This is a genomic window from Variovorax sp. P2_H12 (assembly GCF_056403395.1).
This window is the reverse complement of record NZ_JBFUFO010000036.1, coordinates 88,808-111,822: the sequence shown is the minus strand read 5'-3', so window position 1 is coordinate 111,822 and position 23,015 is coordinate 88,808. Positions and strand designations below refer to the sequence as shown.

25 protein-coding genes are annotated in these 23,015 nt (G+C 68.9%); 11 read left to right on the top strand and 14 right to left on the bottom strand.

Annotated elements, in window-relative coordinates:
• Positions 1–136 precede the first annotated feature (136 nt).
• The 3 genes from AC1DYK_RS26130 to AC1DYK_RS26120 all read right to left on the bottom strand — a co-directional run bounded on the left by AC1DYK_RS26130 (position 137) and on the right by AC1DYK_RS26120 (position 3,155).
• Positions 137–1,348, bottom strand: a complete 1,212-nt coding sequence (locus AC1DYK_RS26130; RefSeq protein ID WP_478168938.1) for an amidohydrolase family protein — start codon at positions 1,346–1,348, stop codon at positions 137–139.
• A gap of 24 nt (positions 1,349–1,372) precedes the next feature.
• The gene (locus tag AC1DYK_RS26125; protein ID WP_478168937.1) at positions 1,373–2,278 is read right to left on the bottom strand and encodes a LysR family transcriptional regulator; all 906 of its coding nucleotides are present in this window, start codon (positions 2,276–2,278) and stop codon (positions 1,373–1,375) included.
• Positions 2,279–2,360: 82 nt separating this feature from the next.
• On the bottom strand, positions 2,361–3,155 hold the full coding sequence (locus tag AC1DYK_RS26120; protein ID WP_478168936.1) for a crotonase/enoyl-CoA hydratase family protein: 795 nt from the start codon (positions 3,153–3,155) through the stop codon (positions 2,361–2,363).
• 237 nt (positions 3,156–3,392) lie between these two features.
• Here AC1DYK_RS26120 and AC1DYK_RS26115 point away from each other — a divergent pair, with 237 nt between their 5' ends.
• The 9 genes from AC1DYK_RS26115 to AC1DYK_RS26075 are packed head-to-tail and all read left to right on the top strand — an operon-like array spanning position 3,393 to position 11,445.
• Entirely contained in the window at positions 3,393–4,616 is a 1,224-nt protein-coding gene (locus tag AC1DYK_RS26115; protein WP_478168935.1) for a CaiB/BaiF CoA transferase family protein, read from the top strand.
• A gap of 29 nt (positions 4,617–4,645) precedes the next feature.
• Complete coding sequence (locus tag AC1DYK_RS26110) at positions 4,646–5,617, top strand: Bug family tripartite tricarboxylate transporter substrate binding protein (protein WP_478168954.1); 972 nt, start codon at positions 4,646–4,648, stop codon at positions 5,615–5,617.
• Between the two features lie 4 nt (positions 5,618–5,621).
• Positions 5,622–6,086 (top strand): MaoC family dehydratase, encoded by a 465-nt coding sequence (locus AC1DYK_RS26105; protein WP_478168934.1) that lies wholly within the window; start codon positions 5,622–5,624, stop codon positions 6,084–6,086.
• Positions 6,087–6,105: 19 nt separating this feature from the next.
• Positions 6,106–6,906, top strand: a complete 801-nt coding sequence (locus AC1DYK_RS26100; RefSeq protein ID WP_478168933.1) for an enoyl-CoA hydratase/isomerase family protein — start codon at positions 6,106–6,108, stop codon at positions 6,904–6,906.
• A 16-nt stretch (positions 6,907–6,922) separates the two neighbouring features.
• Entirely contained in the window at positions 6,923–7,309 is a 387-nt protein-coding gene (locus tag AC1DYK_RS26095; protein WP_478088831.1) for a Zn-ribbon domain-containing OB-fold protein, read from the top strand.
• Complete coding sequence (locus tag AC1DYK_RS26090) at positions 7,306–8,469, top strand: thiolase (RefSeq protein ID WP_478168932.1); 1,164 nt, start codon at positions 7,306–7,308, stop codon at positions 8,467–8,469. Before AC1DYK_RS26095 ends, AC1DYK_RS26090 begins: the two co-directional genes overlap by 4 nt.
• 22 nt (positions 8,470–8,491) lie before the next feature.
• Positions 8,492–9,268, top strand: coding sequence for an SDR family NAD(P)-dependent oxidoreductase (locus AC1DYK_RS26085; protein ID WP_478168931.1), 777 nt, complete (start codon positions 8,492–8,494; stop codon positions 9,266–9,268).
• A gap of 18 nt (positions 9,269–9,286) precedes the next feature.
• Positions 9,287–10,444: an acyl-CoA dehydrogenase family protein gene (locus AC1DYK_RS26080; protein WP_478168930.1), complete on the top strand. Its 1,158-nt coding sequence runs from the start codon at positions 9,287–9,289 to the stop codon at positions 10,442–10,444.
• Between the two features lie 23 nt (positions 10,445–10,467).
• Complete coding sequence (locus AC1DYK_RS26075; protein WP_478168929.1) at positions 10,468–11,445, top strand: acyl-CoA dehydrogenase family protein; 978 nt, start codon at positions 10,468–10,470, stop codon at positions 11,443–11,445.
• A gap of 43 nt (positions 11,446–11,488) precedes the next feature.
• Here AC1DYK_RS26075 and AC1DYK_RS26070 read toward each other — a convergent pair whose 3' ends face one another.
• A complete protein-coding gene (locus AC1DYK_RS26070) occupies positions 11,489–11,815 on the bottom strand; it encodes an amidohydrolase family protein (protein WP_478168928.1) in 327 nt (108 codons plus the stop codon).
• Positions 11,816–12,003: 188 nt separating this feature from the next.
• Here AC1DYK_RS26070 and AC1DYK_RS26065 point away from each other — a divergent pair, with 188 nt between their 5' ends.
• Complete coding sequence (locus AC1DYK_RS26065; RefSeq protein ID WP_478168927.1) at positions 12,004–12,591, top strand: hypothetical protein; 588 nt, start codon at positions 12,004–12,006, stop codon at positions 12,589–12,591.
• A gap of 149 nt (positions 12,592–12,740) precedes the next feature.
• Here the strand turns inward: AC1DYK_RS26065 and AC1DYK_RS26060 are convergent, their stop codons facing one another.
• The 5 genes from AC1DYK_RS26060 to AC1DYK_RS26040 all read right to left on the bottom strand — a co-directional run bounded on the left by AC1DYK_RS26060 (position 12,741) and on the right by AC1DYK_RS26040 (position 17,641).
• Complete coding sequence (locus AC1DYK_RS26060; protein ID WP_478168926.1) at positions 12,741–13,544, bottom strand: SDR family oxidoreductase; 804 nt, start codon at positions 13,542–13,544, stop codon at positions 12,741–12,743.
• 20 nt (positions 13,545–13,564) lie between these two features.
• A complete protein-coding gene (locus tag AC1DYK_RS26055; RefSeq protein WP_478168925.1) occupies positions 13,565–14,419 on the bottom strand; it encodes a helix-turn-helix transcriptional regulator in 855 nt (284 codons plus the stop codon).
• A gap of 50 nt (positions 14,420–14,469) precedes the next feature.
• A complete protein-coding gene (locus AC1DYK_RS26050; protein ID WP_478168924.1) occupies positions 14,470–15,672 on the bottom strand; it encodes an acyl-CoA dehydrogenase family protein in 1,203 nt (400 codons plus the stop codon).
• A 34-nt stretch (positions 15,673–15,706) separates the two neighbouring features.
• Complete coding sequence (locus AC1DYK_RS26045) at positions 15,707–16,777, bottom strand: phosphotransferase (RefSeq protein WP_478168953.1); 1,071 nt, start codon at positions 16,775–16,777, stop codon at positions 15,707–15,709.
• Positions 16,778–16,855: 78 nt separating this feature from the next.
• Entirely contained in the window at positions 16,856–17,641 is a 786-nt protein-coding gene (locus AC1DYK_RS26040; RefSeq protein ID WP_478168923.1) for an enoyl-CoA hydratase-related protein, read from the bottom strand.
• A 204-nt stretch (positions 17,642–17,845) separates the two neighbouring features.
• On the opposite strand from AC1DYK_RS26040, the gene AC1DYK_RS26035 reads away from it, so the two are divergent.
• On the top strand, positions 17,846–18,568 hold the full coding sequence (locus AC1DYK_RS26035; protein WP_478168922.1) for a GntR family transcriptional regulator: 723 nt from the start codon (positions 17,846–17,848) through the stop codon (positions 18,566–18,568).
• A 9-nt stretch (positions 18,569–18,577) separates the two neighbouring features.
• Here the strand turns inward: AC1DYK_RS26035 and AC1DYK_RS26030 are convergent, their stop codons facing one another.
• Genes AC1DYK_RS26030 through AC1DYK_RS26010 form a run of 5 tightly spaced genes read right to left on the bottom strand, consistent with a single transcriptional unit; the run spans position 18,578 to position 23,013 of the window.
• Positions 18,578–19,348: a crotonase/enoyl-CoA hydratase family protein gene (locus AC1DYK_RS26030; protein WP_478168921.1), complete on the bottom strand. Its 771-nt coding sequence runs from the start codon at positions 19,346–19,348 to the stop codon at positions 18,578–18,580.
• On the bottom strand, positions 19,345–20,415 hold the full coding sequence (locus tag AC1DYK_RS26025) for a branched-chain amino acid ABC transporter permease (RefSeq protein WP_478168920.1): 1,071 nt from the start codon (positions 20,413–20,415) through the stop codon (positions 19,345–19,347). Before AC1DYK_RS26025 ends, AC1DYK_RS26030 begins: the two co-directional genes overlap by 4 nt.
• A gap of 9 nt (positions 20,416–20,424) precedes the next feature.
• Entirely contained in the window at positions 20,425–21,477 is a 1,053-nt protein-coding gene (locus AC1DYK_RS26020; RefSeq protein ID WP_478168919.1) for a branched-chain amino acid ABC transporter permease, read from the bottom strand.
• The gene (locus tag AC1DYK_RS26015) at positions 21,474–22,223 is read right to left on the bottom strand and encodes an ABC transporter ATP-binding protein (protein WP_478168918.1); all 750 of its coding nucleotides are present in this window, start codon (positions 22,221–22,223) and stop codon (positions 21,474–21,476) included. Before AC1DYK_RS26015 ends, AC1DYK_RS26020 begins: the two co-directional genes overlap by 4 nt.
• Positions 22,216–23,013, bottom strand: coding sequence for an ABC transporter ATP-binding protein (locus AC1DYK_RS26010; RefSeq protein WP_478168917.1), 798 nt, complete (start codon positions 23,011–23,013; stop codon positions 22,216–22,218). Before AC1DYK_RS26010 ends, AC1DYK_RS26015 begins: the two co-directional genes overlap by 8 nt.
• Positions 23,014–23,015: the final 2 nt, after the last annotated feature.

Here is a 23,015-nt window from a genome sequence, read left to right as displayed (position 1 = left end):
GGCGGTGCAGCTCTTTTTACGCGGGCGCTGCGCGACTTCGTTGAGCAGCAGCTCGCGACTTCCAGCCTTTTAGTCCGGCTCGCAACGCGCCAGGGCGATGCCGCATCCCCGCGTGCCGTCCCGGCCAGCGGCCGGCTCACGCAGGCACCGCGTCCGGCAGCAAGACGTTGTCGCGCGCCACGATGCGTCCGCCGGCCACGACCAGCCGACGTGGCGGCCGTGCGACGACCGCCTGCGCCACCGTCTGCGCCTGCACCAGCACCAGGTCGGCGCGGTCGCCCGTCGCGAGGCCGTAGGCGGCGAAGCCGCAGCCGCGCGCGCCGGCGTGGGTGACGCAGTCGAGCGCGATGTCGAGTTCGTCGTCGCGGCGCAGGTTGTAGCGCATGCCGATCAGCATCGCGCGCTCCAGCATGTCGGGGCTGCCGTAGGGCGACCAGGTGTCGCGGATGCCGTCGTTGCCGCCCAGCACCGTCACGCCGGCCTGGCGGCAGGCCATCAAGGGCGGCACGTGGCGCGAAGGGGGCGCGCTGGTGATCAGCACCACGTCCAGCTTTGCCATGCGCGCCAGCAGCAGGTCGCGCTCGCGCTCGGGCAGTTCGCCCAGGCAGAAGCCATGGCTGATCGCGACCCGGCCGTGCATGCCGAGCGCGGCCGCGCGATCCAGGATCAACGCCAGCGAGAAGGCCCCCATCGGTCCCGGCTCGTGAAGATGGATGTCGAGCGGACAGCCGCGGCGCTCGGCGATGCCGAACAGCGTGTCGAGCGAGCGCACCGGGTCGCCGTCGATCGCGCAGGGGTCGAGGCCGCCGAGCACGTCGGCACCCTGTGCCATCGCGTCGTCGAGCAGCTCGGCCGTGCCCGGCCGCTGCAGCAGGCCCGATTGCGGAAAGGCGACGATCTGGATCTGCTGCAGGTCCCTGAGCGTGCTGCGCGTGCGCATCACGCCGTCGAGGTGGCGCAGGCCGGCCTGGGTGTCGATGTCGACGTGGGTGCGCAGCCGGGTCGTCCCGAGGGCCAGGAAGGCCCTGGCCAGCGCCAGCGACTGGGCCGCGGCGTCGTGGCGGCTCGCCTCGCGGAAGGCGCGCTCGTTGTCGATCTTGTCGATGAGCCGGGTGCCGACCTCGTTGCGGTACCAGTCCAGGCCCCACAAGGTCTTGTCCAGGTGAGTGTGGCCTTCGACCAGGCCCGGCAGCAGCAGTGCGCCGCCGCCCTCCTCCACCACGCAGCCGGCGGGCACGGCCAGCGCGACGCCTGCCGCCGCGATGCGATCGCCGGTCACCAGCAGGTCGACGGACGCCGCGCCCAGCGGACGCACGTTGCGAAGAAGGAGCGAATCAGAAACGGGCATGAGAGAAGCCTCGCAACTGGGCGGCTAGCCCGCCTGGACCAACGGAAACTCGCGCGCCGCCAAGGCCCGGAACCGGCTGGCGGCCGGACTCTCGGTATCGGCCATGTAGGCGAGCGAGAGCCCGATCGAGGCCGTCGCCGGGAAGTCCACGAAAGGCCGGTAGACGATCTTCTCGCTCACATAGCGCTGCATCACCGACGGCACCAGCGCCACGCCCAGACCGCTCTCGACCAGTGCGAGCACCGTCTGCACCTGGATGGCCTGCTGTGTCACGCGCGGAATGAAGCCGGCCTGCTGGCACGCGAACATGGCCGTGCCGTGAAGGCCGGAGGCCTGGCCGGCGGCATACATGATGAAGGACTCGCCGGCCATGTCCGACAGCTTGAGCATGCCCTTGCCGGCCAGCGCATTGCCGCGCGGCAGCGCCGCCACGTACTCCTCGCGCTCCAGCTGGAGCAGCGTGGCCCCGGTCGGCTGCATCAGGGGCACGCGCACCAGCCCGATGTCGAGCGACTTGTCTTCGAGCTGCTGCAGGATGCTCACCGACGTCGCTTCGCGCAGGATCAGCTCGACGCCGGGGTACTCGGCGCGAAACAGCGGCAGCAGCTTCTGCAGCATGCCGTAGGTGGTGGAGCCGACAAAGCCGATCTGCAGCACGCCGCCGGTTCCCGCCAGCGTGCTCATCGCGGTCTCGCGCAACTGGTTGCCGTGGAAGAGCAGCTTGCGGGCCTCGACCAGCACCGCCTGCCCGGTGGGCGTGAGCAGGACGCCGGTGGACTCGCGGGTGAACAGCCGGGTGCCGAGCTCTGCTTCGAGTTTCTGGATCGAGACCGTCAGCGGCGGCTGCGCCATGTGCAGGCGCTCGGCCGCGCGGCGGAAGTTGAGCGTCTCGGCAAGAACGACAAAGTGGCGGATGCGTCGCAGGTCCATGGGCTTGGCTGAATCACTGGCGTCGAGCATAACGGAGCCCCCGCTCCTTGCCGCCCGTGCCGCGCCTGCGAGCCCGCCCACATCACCCCTTGAAGACGGCCGGGCGCTTGGCCAGGAAGGCTGCCACGGCCTCCTTGTGGTCGGCGGTCTGGTGCGACATCGCCTGGAAGGCCGAAGCCATTTCGAGCAGGGTGTCGAGGCGCGTGTGCATGGCCTCGCGCAGCAGCCGCTTGGTCAGGCGCACGGCGTGCGGCGGGTTGGCCGCGATGCGCCGGGCCAGCTCGTTGGCGGTGGCGAGCAGCTGGTCGGCCGGCACCACGCGCGAGACCAGCCCCCAGCTGGCCGCCAGTTCCGCGCCGATCACTTCGCCGGTGAACGACATCTCCGAGGCGCGCGACATGCCGACGATGCGCGGCAGCAGCCAGGCGCCACCATCGCCGGGAATGATCCCGAGCTTGACGAAGCTCTCGGCGAACTTGGCGTGCTCCGATGCGATGCGCACGTCGCACATGCACGCGAGGTCGAGCCCCGCGCCGATGGCGGCGCCGTTCACGGCCGCAATGATCGGCACTTCGAGGTTGAACAGCGCCAGCGGCAGCTTCTGGATGCCGGTGCGGTATTCCTGCCGGATCTGCATGCCCGAGACCTCGCCCGACGCCTGCCGCTCCATGTCGCGGATGTCGCCGCCCGAGGAAAAGGCCGTGCCCGCGCCGGTCAGGATCACCGCGCGCACGCTGCGGTCGTTGTGGATGCGGTCGATCGCGGCCAGGAAGTCCGGCACGGCGGAATTGCCCGTGAGCGGATTGCGGCGGCCAGGTTCGTTCATCGTCAGCGTGACGACGTGGTCTTGCTGCTCGTACAGGAGAAAGTCTGGCATCGCGGAGGGCCTCTTCAGGGTATTGGACAGGCGGTGAGCGTAGGGCTTCACTCTGGGCGCGTCCAATATTGAATTTAACAATTCCAATACTTCATTGGTATCAGAACGGCAAGTTTTCCTCTTGGGCTCGCCTCACCTTTCGATACCGATTCTGTATCGCTTTTCGACTATTTAATATTGGACCAAGCATGTAGCGCCCTCCTATCCTCGACCCATCGACATAGGCAGGAAGCACACATGAAAACGGCATTGGGGCACCTCAAGGTGCTCGACCTGACCCGCATCCTCGCGGGCCCGTGGGCCACCCAGAACCTCGCCGACATGGGGGCCGAGGTGATCAAGATCGAGCGCCCCGGCGTGGGCGACGACACCCGCTACTGGGGCCCTCCCTTCCTCAAGGACGCCGAGGGCCGCGAGACCCGCGACTCCTCCTACTTCCTGAGCGCGAACCGCGGCAAGCAGTCGGTCACGGTCGACCTGGCGAAGCCCGAGGGACAGGAGATCATTCGCCAGCTCGCACGCGACGCCGACATCCTGGTCGAGAACTACAAGGTCGGCACGCTTGCGCGCTACGGCCTGGCCTACGAGGACCTTCGCAAGATCAACCCGCGCCTGGTGTACTGCTCGGTCACGGGCTTCGGCCAGGACGGTCCGTATGCGGCGCTGCCGGGCTACGACTACGTGTTCCAGGGCATGGGCGGGCTGATGAGCATCACCGGCGTGCCCGACGGCGAGCCCGGCGCCGCCCCCATGAAGAGCGGCATCGCGATCAGCGACCTGCTGACCGGCATGTACGCCACCTCCGCCATCCTCGCGGCCATCGAGCACCGCCGCGTGAGCGGCGAAGGGCAGTACATCGACATGTCGCTGCTGGACTGCATCGTCACGATCAACTCGTACCAGGCGATCAACTACTTCCTCTCGGGAAAGATCCCGCAGCGCATGGGCAACGCGCACTCGAACATGGTTCCCTACCAGGTCTTCCGCTGCAAGGAAGGCGACATCATCATCGCGGTGGGCAACGACGCGCAGTACGCCGCCTTCTGCAAGGCGATCGACCGCCCCGCGCTGGCCGAAGACCCGCTGTACAGCACCACGGCGCAACGCAACCGCAACCGCGAGACGCTCATCCCGCAGGTGGCCGAGGCGATGCTGGCGCGCACCATGGAAGACTGGGTTGCGCTGCTCGAGGCCCGCAACGTGCCCTGCGGCCCGATCCACAACATGAAGCAGGTGTTCGAGGACCCGCAGGTCACGCACCGCGAGATGCAGCTGTCGCTGCCGCACAGCGCGGGCGTCCAGGCGCCCAGCGTGGCCAATCCGATCCGCCTGTCGGACACGCCGATCCGATATACGCGCTCGGCGCCCACGCTGGGCGAGCACAACAGCGCCGTCCTGGGCGACCGGCTCGGGCTGTCGGACGAACGCATGGCCGAACTGAAAGCCATGGGCGTCGTGTAAGCGCGCCCACCCCAACACACGGAGACAAGATCATGAAGTTCACACCCATTCGCACGGCGGTGATCGCCTCGCTGCTGCTCGTCCCCGGCTTCGCGGCCCAGGCGCAGCAGAAGACGCCGATCCGCTTCCTGGTGCCCTACCCGGCCGGCGGCGCCGCCGACCAGATCACGCGGCTGGTGGCGCAGGACGCCTCGGTCATCCTCGGCGCGCCGATCATCGTGGACAACAAGGCCGGGGCCGCCGGCATGATCGCGGGCGACCTGGCGGCGCGCGCCGAGCCCGACGGCAAGACCTTCTTCGTCGGCTCGAACGCACCGCTGGTGATCAACGCGGCGCTCTACGCCAAGATGCCCTACGACCCGGAGAAGTCCTTCGTTCCGGTGTCGGGCATGGGCAAGTCGCCCCTGCTGCTGGCGACGCGCAAGGACCTGAACGTCAAGAACGTCGCCGAACTGATCGCGCTGGGCAAGAAGGAACCGGGCAAGCTGACCATGGGGTCGGCCAGCAGCGGCAACATCACGCACCTGGCGGGCGAATACGCCACCTCGCTGATGGGCTTCAAGGTCACGCACGTCCCGTTCACCGGCAGCGCGCCGGCCATCATGAGCATGATGGGCAACAACGTCGACATCATGTTCGACGCCCTGCCCTCGTCGATGCAGCAGGCCAAGGCCGGCAAGATCCATCCGCTGGCGATTCTCGACAGCGTGCGCTTCCCGCAGCTGCCGAACGTGCCCACGCTGAAGGAAGCGGGCTTTCCGAATGCGGAGGCCAGCGCCTGGTTCGGCGTGGTGGCGCCGGCGAACACGCCGGCGGCCATCGTCAACGAAATGAACAAGGCCATCAACGAGGCGCTCAAGAAGCCCGAGCTGATCGACAAGCTCCAGGCCATCGGCGCGCAGCCGATGCCCGGATCGCCGGAGGTCTTCGGCAAGTTCATCGCCGACGAGCGCGCGCGCTGGATTCCACTGGCCAAGTCGCTCGGCGTGAAGGCGGACTGACACCATGGGCAAGAAAAGCTTCGACTCCATCCAGGCCCTCAAGGCGTTCGTGGGCGCGCCGCAGGTCACGGGCGACGCCATCACGGTCGACCAGGAAACCATCGACGTCTTCGCCGGCGTCACCCAGGACCGGCAGTGGATTCACACCGATCCGCAGCGCGCCGCCACCGAGTCGCCCTTCAAGACCACCATCGCCCATGGGCTGCTGACGCTCTCGCTCATCACGGGCTGGTACCACCGCTGCTTCGAGTTTCCCAACCGGAAGATGGCCCTGAACTACGGCTTCGACAAGATCCGGTTCACCGGCCCGGTGCCCAGCGGTTCGCGGCTGGTCGGCAGCTTCAGGCTCGAGCGCGTCGACGACATCAAGCCTGACGAGGTTCGCTGCGTGTGGCACGTCGAAGTGCGCATCGAAGGCGCCGAGCGGCCGGTCATGGTCGCGACCTGGCTGATGCAGATCCGCTACTGAAAAGAATGAAAGGACAACGATGCCCGTTGTAGACATCTCCCACGTGGGCGCGACCGCCGTGCTCACGCTCAACCGGCCCGGTCAGCGCAACGCGTTCGACTATGCGATGCGTGAGGAGCTGGCGGCCGCCGTGGCGCAAGTGCGCGACGACGCGGCGGTGCGCGCGGTCGTTCTCACCGGCGCCGCCGGCCATTTCTGCGCGGGCGGCGACGTCAAGGTACTGTCGGAGCAACAGGGCCAGAAGCGCGACATCTTCGAAGGCCGCGAGCGCATCCGCAAGATTCACCGCTGGCTCGACGAGCTGATCGACCTCGAAAAGCCGCTGATCGCCGCCGTCGACGGCGTGGCCTTCGGCGCCGGCCTGTCGCTGGCGCTGTGCGCCGACTTCGTGCTGGCTTCGTCCCGCGCCACTTTCTGCAGTGCCTTCACGCGGCTCGGCTATGTGCCGGACACGGGCGCGATGTACCTGCTGCCGCGCGCCATCGGGCTCGCGCGCGCCAAGGAGCTTGTGTTTACCGCGCGCGTGGTCGGTGCCGACGAGGCGAAGAGCCTCGGGCTGGTGCACACGGTGTGCGAGCCGGACACGCTCCTGCCGGCGGCGCTCGAGTTCGCGGCCCGCTTCCACAGCGCGCCGACCGAAGCGCTGGGCCTCGCGAAGAGCGTGATGAACCGCGCCTTCGAATCCGAGCGGGGCGAGGTGTACGCGCAGGAGGCGATGGCGCAAGCCATCTGCCGCGAAAGCGAATTCCACGCCGAAGCCGTGCGCCGCTTCATGGCCAAGGAAGCACCGCTCTACCAATGGCCCGCCACGAAACCCTGACCCGGCAGCAAACCCCATGACCGACATTCGTCCCGAAGCAAGCTACTTCGCGCATCTCGCCGAAGGCAAGTTCATGCTGCAGCGCTCGCGCGCCAGCGGCAAGTACTTTTTCTACCCCCGCGTGGCCGAGCCGGTGACCGGTGCCCGCGACCTCGAATGGGTCGAGGCGTCCGGCCGCGGCACGGTGCACGCCACCACGGTGGTGCGCGTCAAGCCGCCGCAGCAGCCGTACAACGTCGTGCTGGTCGACCTCGACGAAGGCCCCCGCCTGATGAGCCGCGTCGAAGGCATCGCGCCCGACGCGGTGCGCATCGGCATGAAGGTCCAGGCGCGCATCGGCCGGCAGGACGACAAGCCGATTCTTCTCTTCGACATTGCGCCGGACGCAGGGAGCCAGGCATGACCACGACGAACGACCGCTTTCCGCGCGGCAAATCGGCCATCGTGGCCGCAAGCACCTACGGCATGGGCGAATCCCCCGGCATGAGTTCGATGGACCTCGCCGTCTCGGCCAGCCTCGGGGCGCTCGACCAGGTCGGCCTCACGCCGGGCGACGTGGACGGCCTCTTCATCGGCCTGCCCGACGACTTCCTCTCCGGGCTCACTTTCGCCGAGTACCTGGGCATCCAGCCGCGCCTGACCGAGAACAACCGCACCGGCGGCTCCGCCTTCCTCACGCATGCGATGTGGGCTGCGCTGGCGATCGAAGCAGGGCAATGCGATGTCGCGCTGATCGCCTACGGCAGCAACCAGCGCACCGCCTCGGGTGGTCTGGTCAGCGCGATGCGCCCCTCGGCCTACGAGGCGCCATACAAGCTCGGGCGCCCCGTGGGGGCCTATGCGTTCGCCACCTCGCGCTACATGCACCAGTACGGATTGAAGCGCGAGCAGCTCGGCGAGGTCGCCCTCGCCGCGCGCCGCTGGGCGGCACTGAACCCCGACGCCTTCATGCGCGATCCGCTCACGATGGAGGACTACCTCAAGGCCCGCATGGTGTCGGACCCGATCAGCGTGCGCGACTGCTGCCTGGTGACCGACGGCGCCGCCGCCGTGGTCATGGTGAGCGCCGAACGCGCGAAGCACATGGCGAAACGCCCGGTCTACCTGCTCGGCGCCGCGGCGGCCACGGACCATCGCGACATCACCTCGATGCCCGACCTCACGACCACCGCGGCCGTGCACTCCGGCGCGCGCGCCTTCGCCCAGGCCGGGGTCAAGCCCGCCGACATCGACGTGGTCGAGCTCTATGACGCCTTCACGATCAACACGCTGCTGTTCCTCGAAGACCTCGGCTTCTGCAAGAAGGGCGAAGGCGGCGCCTTCGTCGAAGGCGGCCGCATCGCACCGGGCGGCGCGCTGCCCGTGAACACCAACGGCGGGGGCCTGTCGTGCGTGCACCCGGGCATGTATGGCCTGTTCACCATGGTCGAAGCCACCCAGCAGCTGATGGGCCAGGCCGGCGAGCGGCAGGTGAAGGACGCGAAGCTGGCCGTGGCGCACGGCAACGGCGGCGAACTGTCGAGCCAGGCCACGCTGGTGCTCGGCACCGAAGAAACACTTTGAGTCAAAGATGAAGGAACCCGACATGAACGACGAATCCCTCTCGCTCGCGAACAAGAGCATCGTGGTGACCGGCGCGGCGCAGGGCATCGGCCGCGCCATCGCCGAACTGGCGCTGAAACTCGGCGCCACCGTCACCGCCGTCGACCTCAACGCCGGCGCGCTGGAAGCGTTTCGCGACGAAGCCGGCGCCGACCGCGTGCTGCCGATGGCCGGCAGCGTGGCCGACGAGGCCTTCGCGCAGCGCACCATCGACGAAGCCGTGGCCCGGTTCGGCGCCGTGCACGGCCTGGTCAACAACGCCGGCATCACCCGCACCGCGATGATCGAGAAGATGACCAAGGAAGACTGGCAGCAGGTCATCGACGTGCACCTCACCGGCTCCTTCTTCTTCCTGCAGGCCGCGGGCCGCCACATGCTGGCCCGTGCGCGCGCGGGCGACAAGACCCAGGGCTCGATCATCAACATCTCGTCGGACGCCGGACGGCGCGGCACCATCGGCCAGATCAACTATGGCGCGGCCAAGGCCGGCCTGCAGGGCCTCACGATGTGCGCGGCGCGCGAGTGGGCCAAGTACAACGTGCGCGTGAACACCGTCGGCTTCGGCGTGGTCGAGACACCCATGACCGAAACCATCCGCAGCGAGAAGTTCGCCGAGACCTACCGCGCGCAGATTCCGCTCGGGCGCTGGGCCGAGCCGGTGGAGGTCGCGCGCCCGGTGTGCTTCCTGCTCTCGGATGCGGCGTCGTACATCACGGGACAGCATCTGTCGGCCAATGGCGGCTACACGATCGGCCTCTGAGCATCGCCGGAGAACGCCTTGAGCCAACTGCTGTCCGCCTTCAGGCTTGCCGCCCTGCCCCCCGAAACGCAGGCGTTTCGCGAGGAGGTGAAGGCCTTTCTTCGCACCCACCTCGAAGCTGCGCCGGCGGATGTTCGCGCGCGTTCGTGGATGGGGTTCAGCGCCAGCTTCAGCCAGAAGCTCGCCGCCCGCGGCTGGGTGGGTGTGACCCTGCCGGCCCCGTACGGCGGCGCCAGCCTCGATGCCTTCTCGCGCTTCGTGCTGGTGGAAGAACTGCTGGCCGCGGGCGCGCCGGTGTCCGCGCACTGGATCGCCGACCGCCAGAGCGGACCGTTGATCCTGAAGTTCGGCACCGAGGCGCAGCGCGCCTTCTACCTGCCTAAGATCTGCGCTGCCGAGGCCTTCTTCTGCATCGGCATGAGCGAGCCCAACTCCGGCTCCGATCTCGCGAGCGTCGCCACCCGCGCGGTGCGCTGCGAAGGCGGCTGGCGCCTCAACGGCCGCAAGATCTGGACGACCAACGCGCAGCATTGCCACTACATGATCGCGCTGGTCCGGTCCTCCGGCGAAGCGAAGGACCGCCAGCAGGGCCTGTCGCAGTTCATCGTCGACCTCTCGCTGCCGGGCGTGAGCGTGCGGCCGATCCGTGACCTGGCGGGCGATGCCCATTTCTCCGAGGTGCTGTTCGACGACGTGCTGCTCGCCGACGACGCGCTGATCGGCACCGAGGGCAGCGGCTGGGCGCAGGTGAATGCCGAGCTGGCCTTCGAGCGCAGCGGACCGGAGCGCATCTATTCGAGCATCGTTCTGCTCGAACACTGGATCGCCTGCCTGCGCCGCACGCCGGGCGCCCCGGTGCATGCCGCCACCATCGGCCGCTTCGCCGCCCACCTGGCCACGCTGCGCAACATGTCGATCGCGGTGACCACCAAGCTGGTGAACGGCGAGAGCCCGGTGGTCGAGGCGGCGCTGGTGAAGGACATCGGCACCGAGTTCGAGCAAAGCATCCCGGCCGTCATCGAGGCGGCCATCGCCATGGACCCCGAAGGCGCCGTCGACCCCGAGCTGTACCGCGCGGTCGCCTACGTCAGCCAGGTGGCGCCCACCTTCTCCCTGCGCGGCGGCACGCGCGAGATCCTGCGCGGAATGATCGCGCGCGGTCTCGGCCTGCGCTGACCTCCGGCGAAAGAACCCTGACCATGTTTGCAGAAGCCATTGAAGACATCCTCCGCGACCAATGCACGCCGGCGGTGGTGCGCGCCATCGAGGCCGGCGGCTCGCCCGCGGCCTTGTGGAAATCCGTGGAGAGCGCCGGCTTTCTCGCGCTGCTGGCCCCCGAGGCCGAGGGCGGCGCGGAACTGCCGCTCGCGGAACTGTTCCCCGTGCTGTGCCATCTGGGCCGCTACGCAGTGCCGGTGCCGTTGGGCCAGAGCATCGTCGCGCGCGCGCTGCTGGGCAGCCGGCTTCCCATGCCGGACGGCATGGTCACGCTGGCGACCGCGCTGCGCCGCGATGCGGATGGAACGCTGCATTGCCCGTTGACGCCTTTCGGCGCCATCGCCGATGCCGTGCTGGCCCGGGACGGCGACGCCCTGCTGCTGCTGCCCTGCGCGTCGGCGCGGCGCACGTCGACCGGCATCCATGGCAGCCTGGCGGCGTCGCTTTCGTGGGCCGGCGATGCCGGCACGAGCCGGCTCGCCGATGCGGGCGCCGCCTTGCCCGCGTTCGCCGCCGCCCTGCATGCCGCCATGCTCGCCGGCGCCATGACCCGCGTGTTCGAGATGACCCTGCAGTACTGCAACGACCGCGTGCAGTTCGGCAAATCGCTCGGCAAGTTCCAGGCGGTTCAGCACCAGCTGAGCGTGATGGCCGAGCACACGGCGGCGGCATCGATCGCTGCCGAAGCCGCCTTCCGCGACGACGGCGAAGCGCCCCCGCTGCTGGCGTCGGCCACCGCCAAGTCGCGCGCCAGCGAAGCCGCGGTGCTGATCGCCGCGACCGCCCATGCGCTGCACGGCGCCATCGGCGTCACCGAGGAATACGACCTGCAACTGCTGACGCGCCGCCTGCACGAATGGCGCATGGCGCATGGGTCGGAGGCGCACTGGAACCGGGTGCTGGGCGACCACCTGCTGGCCGGCGACGGCGCACTCACCGACTTCGTGCGCGCCCTCTGAGCGCCCTGGGCCCTGCCGGGCCTGCGTCAGTTCCGGTGAGGCATCACGGCCGGCTGTAGATCGTCTTTCCTTCCTTGACGGTACGCAGCACCTTCAGCTCCCCCAGCGACTCGCGCGGCACCGTCATCGGATTGCCCGACAGCGCCATGAAGTCCGCCAGCTTGCCCGGCGTGATGCGGCCCTTCGACTCCTCCTCTAAGTACTGGTAGGCCGGCCAGAGCGTCATGGCCTTCAGCGCCGTCAGCGGATCGACGCGCTGATCGGGGCCGAGCACGTCGCCGGTGCGGGTGGTGCGGTTGACGGTGGCGGCCAGAACGCGGATTGAATCGGGGTTGGCGACCGGCGCATCGTGGTGCGTGGTGAAGAACATGCCGCCAGGAACACGGCAACGAGGCTTTTCTTCATGGAACTCCTGCGGGCGACAATCGTGCGGCATTCTGCCTCGGCGTCCGGGCCGCAATGAGTTGACAGCACCCCCCAACCCGGCAACAGTCGCAGCACCCGCCGCAAGCAGTCCGGCGCCTGTTCGTTCCCTGCAAGAGCACCCGCATCCGCATCATGGCCGATACAAAGTTCAATTCCGATTCGCTGCCCAAAGAGGTGGTCTCGACGGCCGCCTCGGATCTGTCGAGCCTGAGCCCCACCCTGGTCGAGAACGCCCTGACCCAGGCGCTGCCCCTGCCCGACATCATGTTCGGCGGGGCCGTGCTGGTCTTCGTGATCATGTTCCATGCCTTCTGGATCCGCATCCTCACGAGCTCCTTTCTCAAGCGCTCGACCGCCCTGCGCTCGCACACCACGCTGTGGCGCGCCGACCTTCTGTTCACGCTGACGGTGATGATGCTGCTCGCGCTGCACCTGGCCGAGGTGGTCGTCTGGTCGGCCGCCCTGATCTTCGGCCACATCATCGGCGAGTGGTCGACGGCGGCCTACTTCGCGGCGAATTGCTACACCGCGCTGGGCGAGCCGTTCTCGCTGCCTCGCGCCTGGCGCATGGTGCCCCCGATCATCGGGATGTCGGGCATCTTCGCCTTTGCGTGGACCGCCAGCGTGCTGGTCAATTTCGTGGCGCGCTACAACGACCTTCGCGCGCACATTCTGGGCGTCACCCCGCGCAGCCAGGCAGAACACACGGTGCGCCCGTAGCCGTCCGCGTCACCTGCGGCAGGCGGCCTGTGGTCGGCGGTCGAGCCGCCGCGAAGTCCTCACGGGGCTGCGTCGGCCAGGACCGCGTCATGCGGCACCCGCGCACCCCGCGGCCGAGCTCAAGGCACAGCGTCCAGCGACCATGATGTTCAGAGCAACGCCCCCGCCGACTCCAGCGCCGGCTTGACACTCTCCACCGCCCCGCCTCCATCGCACGGAATCAAGGCGCCCGAGATATAGCCCGCATAGGGCGATGCCAGGAACAACGCAAGGTTGGCGATGTCATCCAAGCTGCCGAAGCGCTTCAGCGGCACGGCGTTCTGTGCCGCGTCGCGCTCTGCAACTGAGGGCGCCATCAGCTTGCGGAAGCCTTCCGTGCCGTCGATCGGCCCGGGCGAGATCGAATTGATGCGCACGCCCTCCACGCCCCACTCCAGCGCCAGCACGCGCGTGAGCTGGTCGACGCCGGCCTTGGCGGCGCAGGCATGCGCCTGGTAGCGCATCGGCACGAAGGACTGCGGCGCCGTGATGTTGATGACCGATGCACCGGGCTTGCGCAGGTGCGCATGCGCCTGGCGCAGCACGTGGAAGCTGCCGACCAGGTCGATGTCGACCACCACCTTGAAGCCGTTGGACGACATGTCCTTGGCTTCGCAGAGGAAGTTGCCTGCCGCGCCCGACACCAGCACGTCGATGGGGCCGAATCGGTCGACCGACTCCTGCAGCGCGCGGCCCACCGCGTCGAAGTCGCGCACGTCGGCGCACACGCCGTGCACCTCGCCGCCGTGACCGCGCAGCTCACCGATGGCGACCGCCACGTTCTCGGGCTTGCGGCTGGCCACCGTGAGCCTGGCGCCTTGCCGCGCGAACGCGTGCGCGATGCCGAAGTTGATGCCCGTGGTGCCGCCGAACACGACGACGTGCTTGCCGTTGAAATCGAAATTGACTTGCATGGTTCCTCAAGGAGAAGCGATCAGGCGAACTGGTAGCGCGGCGAGCCCGCGGCGGCCCGGCCGTAGAGCTCGAGCCTGCGGCTGCCCGCGAAGATCGACTTCGGCGTCAGGCCGTAGACCTGCCGGATCGAGTGGCTGAAATGGGTCGAGTCGGGGTAGCCGACATCGAGCGCGATGTTCGCCAGATTGGCGTTCTGCGTCACGTAGTAGAGCACGCTGCGGGCCCGCTGCCAGGTCCGGAAGCTGCGGAACGGCGTGCCCACCTCGGCCTTGAACAGGTGCAGGAAGCGCGACACCGACAGGTGCGAGGCATCGGCGCAGTCCTGCGCCGAGGTGTGGCTGTTGGGGTCGTCCTTGATCCGCGCGAGCGTGGCGCGGATGCGCCGATCGATGGCACGCGGCACCAACGCCTCGCCGAAGAAGCTGTGGTCGAAGTCGGCCGTCTGCGGGAACTGCCGCGTGCTGCTGCAACGGAAGCGCTCGAGCGCGGCGCGCAACGCACGCAGCACCTCGTCGTCGCACACGAGGCCGCGCCCCTGCGCGATGAAGGCCGGCAGGCGCTTGCGCTCCACGCTGTCGGCCTCGATGAGGATGTTGCAGATCATGCGTTCGCCCGAGGCGATGCGGTGCGGCACGTAGGGCGGAATCACCGACACCTCGGCCTCCTCCCAGGCGCCGCCTGCGACGCTGATGCGGTGCGGCTTGCTGAGCGACACGTAGATCGAATAGGCGCCGAAGGTGCGCACCGAGGGCTCGCCGAGCAGGCCCACGTAGAGCACGCGATCCGCGTTCAGCCACATGAGCGGCTCCTGCCGCGCGGGGGCAGTGCCGCGCTCGGCGATGGACGATGCGGAAGAGTCGAGTTCGATGTGCATGGTTGTCTCCTTGCTTCTGTCTGCCGAATCTGGGTGCCACGGGGCGGCTGCTAGCGATACTTCTTGAGCTCCAGCTGACCGATCTGGTTGCGGTGAACTTCATCGGGGCCGTCGGCCAGCCGCAGCAGGCGCGCGGTGGCATAGGCCGAGGCGATGCCGTGGTCGTTGTTGGTGCCGCCGCCGCCGAAGGCCTGGATGGTCCAGTCGATCACCTGGCAGGCCATCTTCGGCGCCGCCACCTTGATCATCGCGATCTCGGCCTTGGCGATCTTGTTGCCGACCGTGTCCATGCGGTGCGCCGCGTTGAGCGTCAGCAGCCGGGCCTGCTCGATCAGAATGCGCGACTCGGCGATGCGCTCGACCGTCACGCCCTGCTGCGCCACGGGCTTGCCGAAGGCCACGCGCGTGAGGCTGCGCTTGCACATCAGCTCGAGCATCTTCTCGGCCAGGCCGACCAGCCGCATGCAGTGGTGGATGCGCCCCGGTCCGAGCCGGCCCTGCGCGATCTCGAAGCCACGGCCCTCGCCGAGCAGCATGTTGGAGGCCGGCACGCGCACGTTCTCGAAGCTGACTTCCGAGGCGCGGTCGGGCACGCCGTAGAAGCCGAACACCGCGATCGGTCGCACCACGGTGACGCCGGGCGTGTCGAGCGGCACCAGGATCATCGACTGCTGCTGGTGGCGGTCGGCGTTGTCGGGGTCGGACTTGCCCATGAAGATGCAGATCTTGCAACGCGGGTCGGTGGCGTTGGTGGTGTACCACTTGCGGCCGTTGATCACGTAGTGGTCGCCGTCGCGCACGATGCTCGACGCGATGTTGGTGGCGTCGCTGGAAGCCACGTCGGGCTCGGTCATCGCGAAGCAGGAACGGATCTCGCCGGCCAGCAGCGGCACCAGCCAGCGGGCCTGCTGCTCGGGCGTGCCGTAGCGGGCCAGCACCTCCATGTTGCCGGTGTCGGGCGCCGAGCAGTTGAAGACCTCGGGCGCCAGGTGCGAGCGGCCCATGATCTCGCACAGCGGCGCGTACTCGAAGTTGGTCAGGCCGGCGCCATGCGAGGACTCGGGCAGGAACAGGTTCCACAGGCCGGCCGCGCGGGCCTTCGGCTTGAGTTCCTCGAGCACCGGGGCGACCTTCCACGGGCCCAGTTCCTCGGCCTCGCGGTAGTAGCGCTTCTCGTTCGGATAGATGTGCTCGTCCATGAAGGCGGCGAGGCGTTTCTGGAGGTCCTGGACCTTGGGGGAGAACTCGAACACGGCTGACTTTCGGATGGAATGAATGAGGGTCGAACTAGCGCGCGGTCTGGGGAAAGTGGGCTTCGACCTGCCGCCATGCGGCCTCGGCGATCGGCTTCGCGCGGGCGCCGGTCTCGCGCGCCTCGGCGCTGGATGCCGTGCCGTCGTGCGAGCGTTTCAGGATGCCCTGCAGGATGGCGGCGAGCCTGAACATCGCGTAGGCCAGGTAGAACTCCCAGTGCGACGGGTCGACCGGCTCGCGACCGACCCGGCGGCAATAGGCATCGAGGTAGGCACGCTCGCCGGGGATGCCGAGCGCCGCGAAGTCGGCGCCGGCCATGCCGCGGAACTGCTGCGCACTCAGCCGCCACGGCAGCGCGTGGTAGGCGAAGTCGGCCAGCGGGTGGCCCAGCGTGGACAGTTCCCAGTCGAGCAGCGCCAGCACGCGCGGCTCGCTCGGATGGAAGATCATGTTGTCGATGCGCAGGTCGCCGTGGAAGAGGCAGGTCTCGTCCCCGGCGGGGACGTTTGCCGGAAGCCATTCGATCAGGCGCTCCATCGCGGCGATCGCCTCGACGCCGTCGGGCCCGGCCACCGTCGCCTGGTACTGGCGCGTCCAGCGCGCGATCTGGCGCTCGAAGAAGGCGCCGGGCCGGCCGTAGTCGGCCAGGCCGACCGCACCCACATCCACCCGATGCAGCGCCGCCACCACACGGTTCATCTCGTCGTAGATGGCGCCGCGCGCGGCCACCTGGATGCCGGGCAGCGCCGGATCCCACAGCACGCGGCCGTCGACGAAATCCATCACGTAGAACGGCGTGCCCACGACTTGCGGGTCGTCGCAGAAGCAATGCACGCGGGCCACCGGCACGTCGGTGCCGCCCAGGGCATGCAGCACCCGGTACTCGCGGTCGACCGCATGCGCGGAGGGCAGCAGCGCGCCGTCGGGCTGCTTGCGCAGTACGTAGCGGGCACCGGCGGCATCGCTCAGCAGATAGGTGGGGTTGGACTGGCCGCCCTTGAAGCGGGTGGCCGCCAACGGGCCGCGCAGGCCGGGCAGCCGAGCTTCGAGCCAGGCGGCCAGGCGGGCCGTGTCCAGGGGCCGCGGGGCCGTTTCCGGAGACATCGCGCTCACGAGGAAGGTCCTTGCATGCGGCCCATCGTAGGCCACATTGTCTGACAATGCATCAGGGTTTGTCCGACACTATCGCCCGATAAATCGAGGGCTTCTCTTGGCCGAGAAGGCCTTGACACCCTCCTCGGCGTCGGCCGTGGCGCCCGAGGCCACCATGCCGCGGTGCTCGATGTCGAGTTGGGCTTCCAGCGAGCGGCCGGCCACGTCGTCGAGCAGGGCCTTGGTCCGCGCCAGCGCCGCGGTGGCGCCGGCGGCGAGCGCCTCGACCAGCGAGAGCGCGCGGGCTTCGAGTTCATCGTCCGCGTGGACCTGCGACACGGCACCGATCGCCAGGCATTCGCGCGCCGTCAACGGCTGGTTGGCAAGGAAGATCTCCTTGGCACGCGCGGCACCCACGCGGCGCGCCAGCAGCCAGGACGATCCGGCGTCGGGTGTGAGGCCGATCGCGGAATAGCCGCCGCGCAGCTTCATCGACTCGGCCGCGAGCACGATGTCGGCGCAGAGCGCGAGGCCGATGCCGCCGCCGCCGACCGGACCGTTGAGCGCGCTGACCACCGGCACCGGCAGCGTCGCCAGCGTGTGGATCGCGCGGTGCAGCGGGGGAATCGTGCGGTCGAGCAGGCCGGACAGGTCGCCGCCCGCATCGACGAAGTCGGCGATGTCGCCGCCGGCGCAGAAATGCCGGCCGCGAGCCCGCAGCAGCACCGCGCGCACGCCCTTGTCGGCCGCCAGCCGATCGATGCAGTCGACCAGCGCGCGACCGGTCTCGAGGTCGAGCACGTTGGCCCGTTCGGGGCGGTTGAGCGTGAGCAGTGCGACGGCGCCTTCACGCTCCAGCAGTACGGAGTCGGACATCCAGAACCTCTTTGAACGCAGCAGCGCCGCGACGATGGCCGAGCGTAGGCAAGGCCCTGCCCTGCGTCTTGTGCCAACTCGCTGCGACTTCGGCCTTTCGAGGGTTCACCCGAGGGCGGAGCCCTTGCGGCCGGTGCGTATTGCCTGACAATCACGTCAACAATTCCGGGTCTTTCCCCCCATGCCCCAAGCGCGCGAAGCCGCATGAACACCGCCCTCAAGACCGTCGCACCCAGGACGCCCGCCCGCACCCGGCCGGCGCCCGAAACGCCCCATCCCCGCAGCACGCCCGACCGCGTGGCCGACGCGATCAGCAAGGGCATCCTGATGCGGCGCTTCACGGTGGGCCAGCGGCTGGTCGAGGCCGATCTCACGCGCGACCTCGGCGTCAGCCGCAGCACCGTGCGCGAGGCCCTGCGCATCCTGGCGTCGAGCGGCGTGGTCGATCTCACGCCGCACCGCGGCGCGGTGATCCGCTCGCTCACGCGCGAGGACGCGGCCAGCCTGCTCGGCGTGCTGGAAGTGCTGTCGGGCCTGGCCGCGCGGCTGGCCGCCGCCAACATCCACCGCGAAGACAATGCCGAGCGCTTCGAGGCCGCGGCGCAGAAGCTGGTCAGCGCCCGCACGCCCGAGGCGCTCGACCGCGTGCTCGACGAACGTGCCAACTACTACAAGGTGATGTTCGAGATCGCCGACAGCGGCGAGCTGGACCGCGTGCTGCCGCAGGCGCGGGCGCACCTGTTCCGCGCCCAGTTCTATCACTCGCTGACCACCGCCGACCTGAAGGCGATGGTGGCCGAGTACCGCGCCATCACCGACGCCATCCTCGAAGGCGACGAGGCCAAGGCGGAGAGTCGCATGCGGCGCCATCTGCAGAAGACCGGCGAGCGCACGCTGCCGCGCATGAGCAGCTTCTCCTTGCTCTGAAGGCGGTCCTCAGCGGCCCTGCCAGGCCGCCGCGCGCTTCTCCGCGAAGGCCGTCGCGCCTTCTCGCGCGTCCGACGAGCCATTGACCTTGCGCGCCACCGGCCGCTGGCGCTCGAACATCTCGTCGTCGGTCCAGGTGCGCGAAGCATCCACGATCTGCTTGCTGGCCGCGACCGCGAGCGGCGCGTTGGCGTCGATGCGCCGAGCGAGTTCCAGCGCCGCATCGAGCGCGCCGCCGTTCTCCACCAGCCGGTTGACCAGCCCGCAGGCGGCCGCCTGCTCGGCGGAGATCGGGTCGCCGATGATCGCCATCTCCATCGCAAGATTGCGCGAGACGCGGTGCGGCAGCCGCATCAGGCCGCCCGACGAGGCGACCAGCCCGCGCTTGACCTCGGGCAGGCCGAAGCTGGCGCCGCGCGCCGCCACGATCAGGTCGCAGGCCAGCGCGATCTCGAAACCACCGGCGACTGCATGGCCCTCGACCGCCGCGATCAGCGGCTTGGCGCGCGGCGCTTCGCACATGCCGGCGAAGCCCCTGCCCTCGACGACCGGCTCGTCGCCGCCGGCTGCGAAGGCCTTCAGGTCCATGCCGGCGCAGAAGGAGCCGCCCGCGCCGGTGAGGATGCCCACGTGCAGTTCGGGCCGCGCATCGAGTTCCGACAACGCCGCCGCCAGCGCGACCGCCACTTCCTTGTTGATCGCATTGCGCACCGCCGGACGGTTGATCGTGATGATCTGCACGCTGCCCCGCACTTCGACGAGCACGACCGATGGATTCACAACACCTCCCTGGTGGACGCCCGCAGCTTTCCGACGATGCCGCTCGGGAAGAAATAGACCGACAGCACGAAGACGGTGCCGAACCACAGCAGCCAGCGATCGGGGTGGAACAGCGCCGCCAGCAGCGGCACCCCGCCGAGCGAGCCGGTCATGCCGCCCATCAGGCTCTGCAGGTAGTTCTCGGCCACCACGAACAGCGCCACGCCGACCACCGCGCCGTAGACCGTGCCGAGCCCGCCGATCACCGCCATCAGCAGGATGTTGAGCATCACGTTGAAACCGACCGTGGTCTGCGGCCCGACATAGCGCAGCCACAGCGCCATCAGGATGCCGGCGCAGGTGGCCAGCGCGGCAGCCAGGCAGTTGACCGCCACGCGGTAGTAGAGCGTGCGGTAGCCGATCGCCTCGGCCCGGAACTCGTTCTCTCGGATCGCCTCCAGCACGCGGCCGAAGCGCGAATTGACCACCCGCAGCATCAGCAGGAACAGCAGCACGGCGCTTGCGAACACCAGGTAGTAGGCCAGCACCTTGCCGTTGACCGTGGTGCCGAGGATGTCGTTCTCGAACAGCCGGAAGCCCGGCGACAGCGACTCGGGCAGCTTGAAGGTGCGGCCGTCGTCGCCGCCGGTCAGGCCGCTCACGCGGGTCACCAGGGCGCCGAAGGCGGCCGCCACCGCCAGCGTCATCATGGTGTAGAAGATCGCCTTCACGCGCAGCGACACCAGCGCGATCAGGAAGGACAGCAGCAGCGACACGCCGAGTCCCGACAGCGCGCCGACCAGCATCGCGCTCCAGGTCGGCCCGAGCTTGTACATCGCGATCGCGACGCCGTAGGCGCCGATGCCGTAGAACATCGCATGCGCGAACGAGACCACGCCGCAGTAGCCCAGCAGCAGGTCGAAGGACGCCACGAGGACCACGAAGACGCAGATGGTCGCCGCCACGTTGAGCGAGCGCGCGCCCGAGAACAGGAAGGGCGCGGTCGCGAGGTAGGCCACCACCAGCACCAGCAGCGCCGTGAGCCAGCGGCTGCGCGGCAGGTCGCCCGAGAGGATCGTGTTGAACATGGCGCCCGCCTAATGCTTGTTGACCGGATAGAGGCCCTGCGGCCGCCACAGCAGCACCGCCATCATCACGAGGATGTTGGAGACCAGCGCCATGTCGGGCAGCAGGAAGCTCACGTAGTTGGTGCTGAGCGCGATCAGCATCGCGCCGGCGAAGCAGCCGGTGACCGAGCCGAGACCGCCGATGATCACGATGATCAGCATCTGCACCAGCACCTCGGCGCCGATCGCGACCGTGAACTGCTCGCGGTAGAAGCCCCACATCACGCCACCCAGGCCGGCCAGCGCCGAGCCGCCGACGAAGACGGCGACGAAGACGTTGCGAATGCGGTAGCCCAGGGCCTCGACCATCGAGCGGTTCTCGACCCCGGCGCGGATCAGGAGGCCGACCCGCGTGCGCACCAGCAGCAGCGTGAGGCCGGCGTAGACCACGAGCCCCACCGCCACCGCCACCAGCCGGTAGCGCTCGATCGCGACATCGCCGAGCAGCAGCGAGCCGCGCAGCGCCTCGGGCATCGGCAGCATCATCTGGTTGGCGCCGAACAGCACCAGCACGATCTGCTCGATGATGATCATCGCGCCGATGGTGATCAGGATCTGCTTGAGGTGGTCGCCGTAGACCGGCCGCACGAACAGGCGCTCGTAGACCCAGCCGAGCGCGGCCGTGACGACCATCGACAGCGCGATGACCGCCGTGATGGCCGCCAGGCTGGCCCACACCGATTCGGACTCGAGCAGGCCCCTGAGCGGCCCGACCAGCAGCGTGGCGGTGTAGGCACCGACCGCGACGAAGGCCGCGTGGCCGAGGTTCATGACGTCCATCAGGCCGAAGACCAGCGTCAGGCCGCTGGCCATGATGAACAGCATCATGCCCATGGCGAGCGCGGCGACGGTCAGCGTGACCCAGGTCGGGAAGCTTCCGATGACCGGCAGCGCCAGGCCGATGAAGGCCAGGATCAGCAGGCCCGGCACGAGGTCGCGCTTGCGGCCCGGCAGCGCCTCCAGTGCCTGCGCCGCTTCGGCGGCAGGGGCGGGCTGGGATGTGGGGTGGGTGGCGGCGTTCAATGCACGGCTCCTGCATGCAGGCCGAGCAGGCGTGCCTGCAGGCCTTCGTCCTCGGACAGTTCTTCCATCGAGCCGCTGTGCACCATGCGACCGTCGTCCATCACGGCCACGTGATCGCCCAGCGAACGCACGAAGTTGAAGTTCTGCTCGACCAGCAGGATGGTGGTGTCGCGCGCCTTGAGCTGCTCGAAAGCCTCGGCCAGGTTGTCGACGATCGCCGGCGCGAGGCCTTTGGTCGGCTCGTCGATCAGCAGCAGCTTGCGCGGCTCGATGATCGCGCGGGCGATCGCGACCATCTGCTTCTGGCCGCCCGAGAGCGTTCCGCCCGGTCGCAGCCAGAAGCGCTTGAGCGCAGGAAACAGGCCGAAGATCCATTCGAGCCGCTCGTCGTCGAAGGCGCCGCCGATGGCCGCCAGGCGCAGGTTCTCCTGCACCGTGAGGCCCGAGAAGATGCCCATGTCCTCGGGCACGAAGGCGATGCCGCTGCGCGAGATGGCGGGCGTCTCTGCCGCCGTGATGTCCTGGCCGTCGAACACGATGCGGCCGGCGCTCGCATGCCACAGGCCCATGATGGTGCGCAGCGTGGTGCTCTTGCCGGCGCCGTTGCGGCCCAGCAGCACCGTGAGCCCCGAGCGCGGCACCTGCAGGTCGACCCCCTGCAGGATGTGGTACTCGCCGATGTGGGTGTGGACGCCGGCCAGCGTCAGCAGCATGCCGCCGGCATCGTTGCGTACTGGTTCAGGCATGGGCCACCGCCTTCGCCGGCCGCGGCGCGCTGCGCTTGCCCAGGTAGGCTTCCTGCACGATCGGCGAGGCCATCACCTCGGCCGGCAGGCCGTCGGCCACCAGCCGGCCGTTGTGCAGCACGATGATGCGGTCGGCCAGGGAATGAATCACGTCCATCTTGTGCTCCACCAGCAGGATCGTCTTGTCGCCCTGCGTCTTGAGTCGGCCGATCAGTTCGAGAATGACCGGCACCTCGTCCACGCTCATGCCCGCGGTGGGCTCGTCGAACATCAGGATCTCGGGCTCCAGCGCCATCAGGATCGCGACCTCGAGCTTGCGCTTGTCGCCGTGCGGCAGCTTGGCCGAGACGTCGCCCGCGCGCGCCGCCAGCCCGACCTGCGCCACGTAGTGCGCGGCCTGGTCGATCAGGTCGCGGCGGCTGCGCCACACGGCCAGCATGTTGAAGCCGGCGCTGTGACGGCTCTGCACCGCCAGCCGCACGTTCTCGAGCACGCTGAGCTTGGGGAACAGGTTGGTCAGCTGGAAGGCGCGGCCGATGCCCTTGCTGGTGCGCTGCGCCGCGTTGAGGCGCGTGATGTCCTCGCCCTTGAAGTGCACGCTGCCCGCGCTCGCGCGCAGCTGGCCCGACAGCAGGTTGAAGTAGGTCGTCTTGCCGGCGCCGTTCGGGCCGACGATGGCCGTCAAGGTGCCGGCGGCGAACTGCGTCGTCACCTCGTTGACCGCCACGTGGCCGCCGAACTGGATGCTGAGCCCGGTGCTCGCAAGCACCGGTGCACTGGGAGCCGCCATGC

What these genes read in the sequence shown, in the direction of transcription:
- AC1DYK_RS26130 (WP_478168938.1), bottom strand. Translation starts at nt 1,348, where the DNA reads ATGCCCGTTTCTGATTCGCTCCTTCTTCGCAACGTGCGTCCGCTGGGC.
- AC1DYK_RS26125 (WP_478168937.1), bottom strand. Translation starts at nt 2,278, where the DNA reads ATGGACCTGCGACGCATCCGCCACTTTGTCGTTCTTGCCGAGACGCTC.
- AC1DYK_RS26120 (WP_478168936.1), bottom strand. Translation starts at nt 3,155, where the DNA reads ATGCCAGACTTTCTCCTGTACGAGCAGCAAGACCACGTCGTCACGCTG.
- AC1DYK_RS26115 (WP_478168935.1), top strand. Translation starts at nt 3,393, where the DNA reads ATGAAAACGGCATTGGGGCACCTCAAGGTGCTCGACCTGACCCGCATC.
- AC1DYK_RS26105 (WP_478168934.1), top strand. Translation starts at nt 5,622, where the DNA reads ATGGGCAAGAAAAGCTTCGACTCCATCCAGGCCCTCAAGGCGTTCGTG.
- AC1DYK_RS26100 (WP_478168933.1), top strand. Translation starts at nt 6,106, where the DNA reads ATGCCCGTTGTAGACATCTCCCACGTGGGCGCGACCGCCGTGCTCACG.
- AC1DYK_RS26095 (WP_478088831.1), top strand. Translation starts at nt 6,923, where the DNA reads ATGACCGACATTCGTCCCGAAGCAAGCTACTTCGCGCATCTCGCCGAA.
- AC1DYK_RS26090 (WP_478168932.1), top strand. Translation starts at nt 7,306, where the DNA reads ATGACCACGACGAACGACCGCTTTCCGCGCGGCAAATCGGCCATCGTG.
- AC1DYK_RS26085 (WP_478168931.1), top strand. Translation starts at nt 8,492, where the DNA reads ATGAACGACGAATCCCTCTCGCTCGCGAACAAGAGCATCGTGGTGACC.
- AC1DYK_RS26075 (WP_478168929.1), top strand. Translation starts at nt 10,468, where the DNA reads ATGTTTGCAGAAGCCATTGAAGACATCCTCCGCGACCAATGCACGCCG.
- AC1DYK_RS26070 (WP_478168928.1), bottom strand. Translation starts at nt 11,815, where the DNA reads ATGTTCTTCACCACGCACCACGATGCGCCGGTCGCCAACCCCGATTCA.
- AC1DYK_RS26065 (WP_478168927.1), top strand. Translation starts at nt 12,004, where the DNA reads ATGGCCGATACAAAGTTCAATTCCGATTCGCTGCCCAAAGAGGTGGTC.
- AC1DYK_RS26060 (WP_478168926.1), bottom strand. Translation starts at nt 13,544, where the DNA reads ATGCAAGTCAATTTCGATTTCAACGGCAAGCACGTCGTCGTGTTCGGC.
- AC1DYK_RS26055 (WP_478168925.1), bottom strand. Translation starts at nt 14,419, where the DNA reads ATGCACATCGAACTCGACTCTTCCGCATCGTCCATCGCCGAGCGCGGC.
- AC1DYK_RS26045 (WP_478168953.1), bottom strand. Translation starts at nt 16,777, where the DNA reads ATGTCTCCGGAAACGGCCCCGCGGCCCCTGGACACGGCCCGCCTGGCC.
- AC1DYK_RS26040 (WP_478168923.1), bottom strand. Translation starts at nt 17,641, where the DNA reads ATGTCCGACTCCGTACTGCTGGAGCGTGAAGGCGCCGTCGCACTGCTC.
- AC1DYK_RS26035 (WP_478168922.1), top strand. Translation starts at nt 17,846, where the DNA reads ATGAACACCGCCCTCAAGACCGTCGCACCCAGGACGCCCGCCCGCACC.
- AC1DYK_RS26025 (WP_478168920.1), bottom strand. Translation starts at nt 20,415, where the DNA reads ATGTTCAACACGATCCTCTCGGGCGACCTGCCGCGCAGCCGCTGGCTC.
- AC1DYK_RS26015 (WP_478168918.1), bottom strand. Translation starts at nt 22,223, where the DNA reads ATGCCTGAACCAGTACGCAACGATGCCGGCGGCATGCTGCTGACGCTG.
- AC1DYK_RS26010 (WP_478168917.1), bottom strand. Translation starts at nt 23,013, where the DNA reads ATGGCGGCTCCCAGTGCACCGGTGCTTGCGAGCACCGGGCTCAGCATC.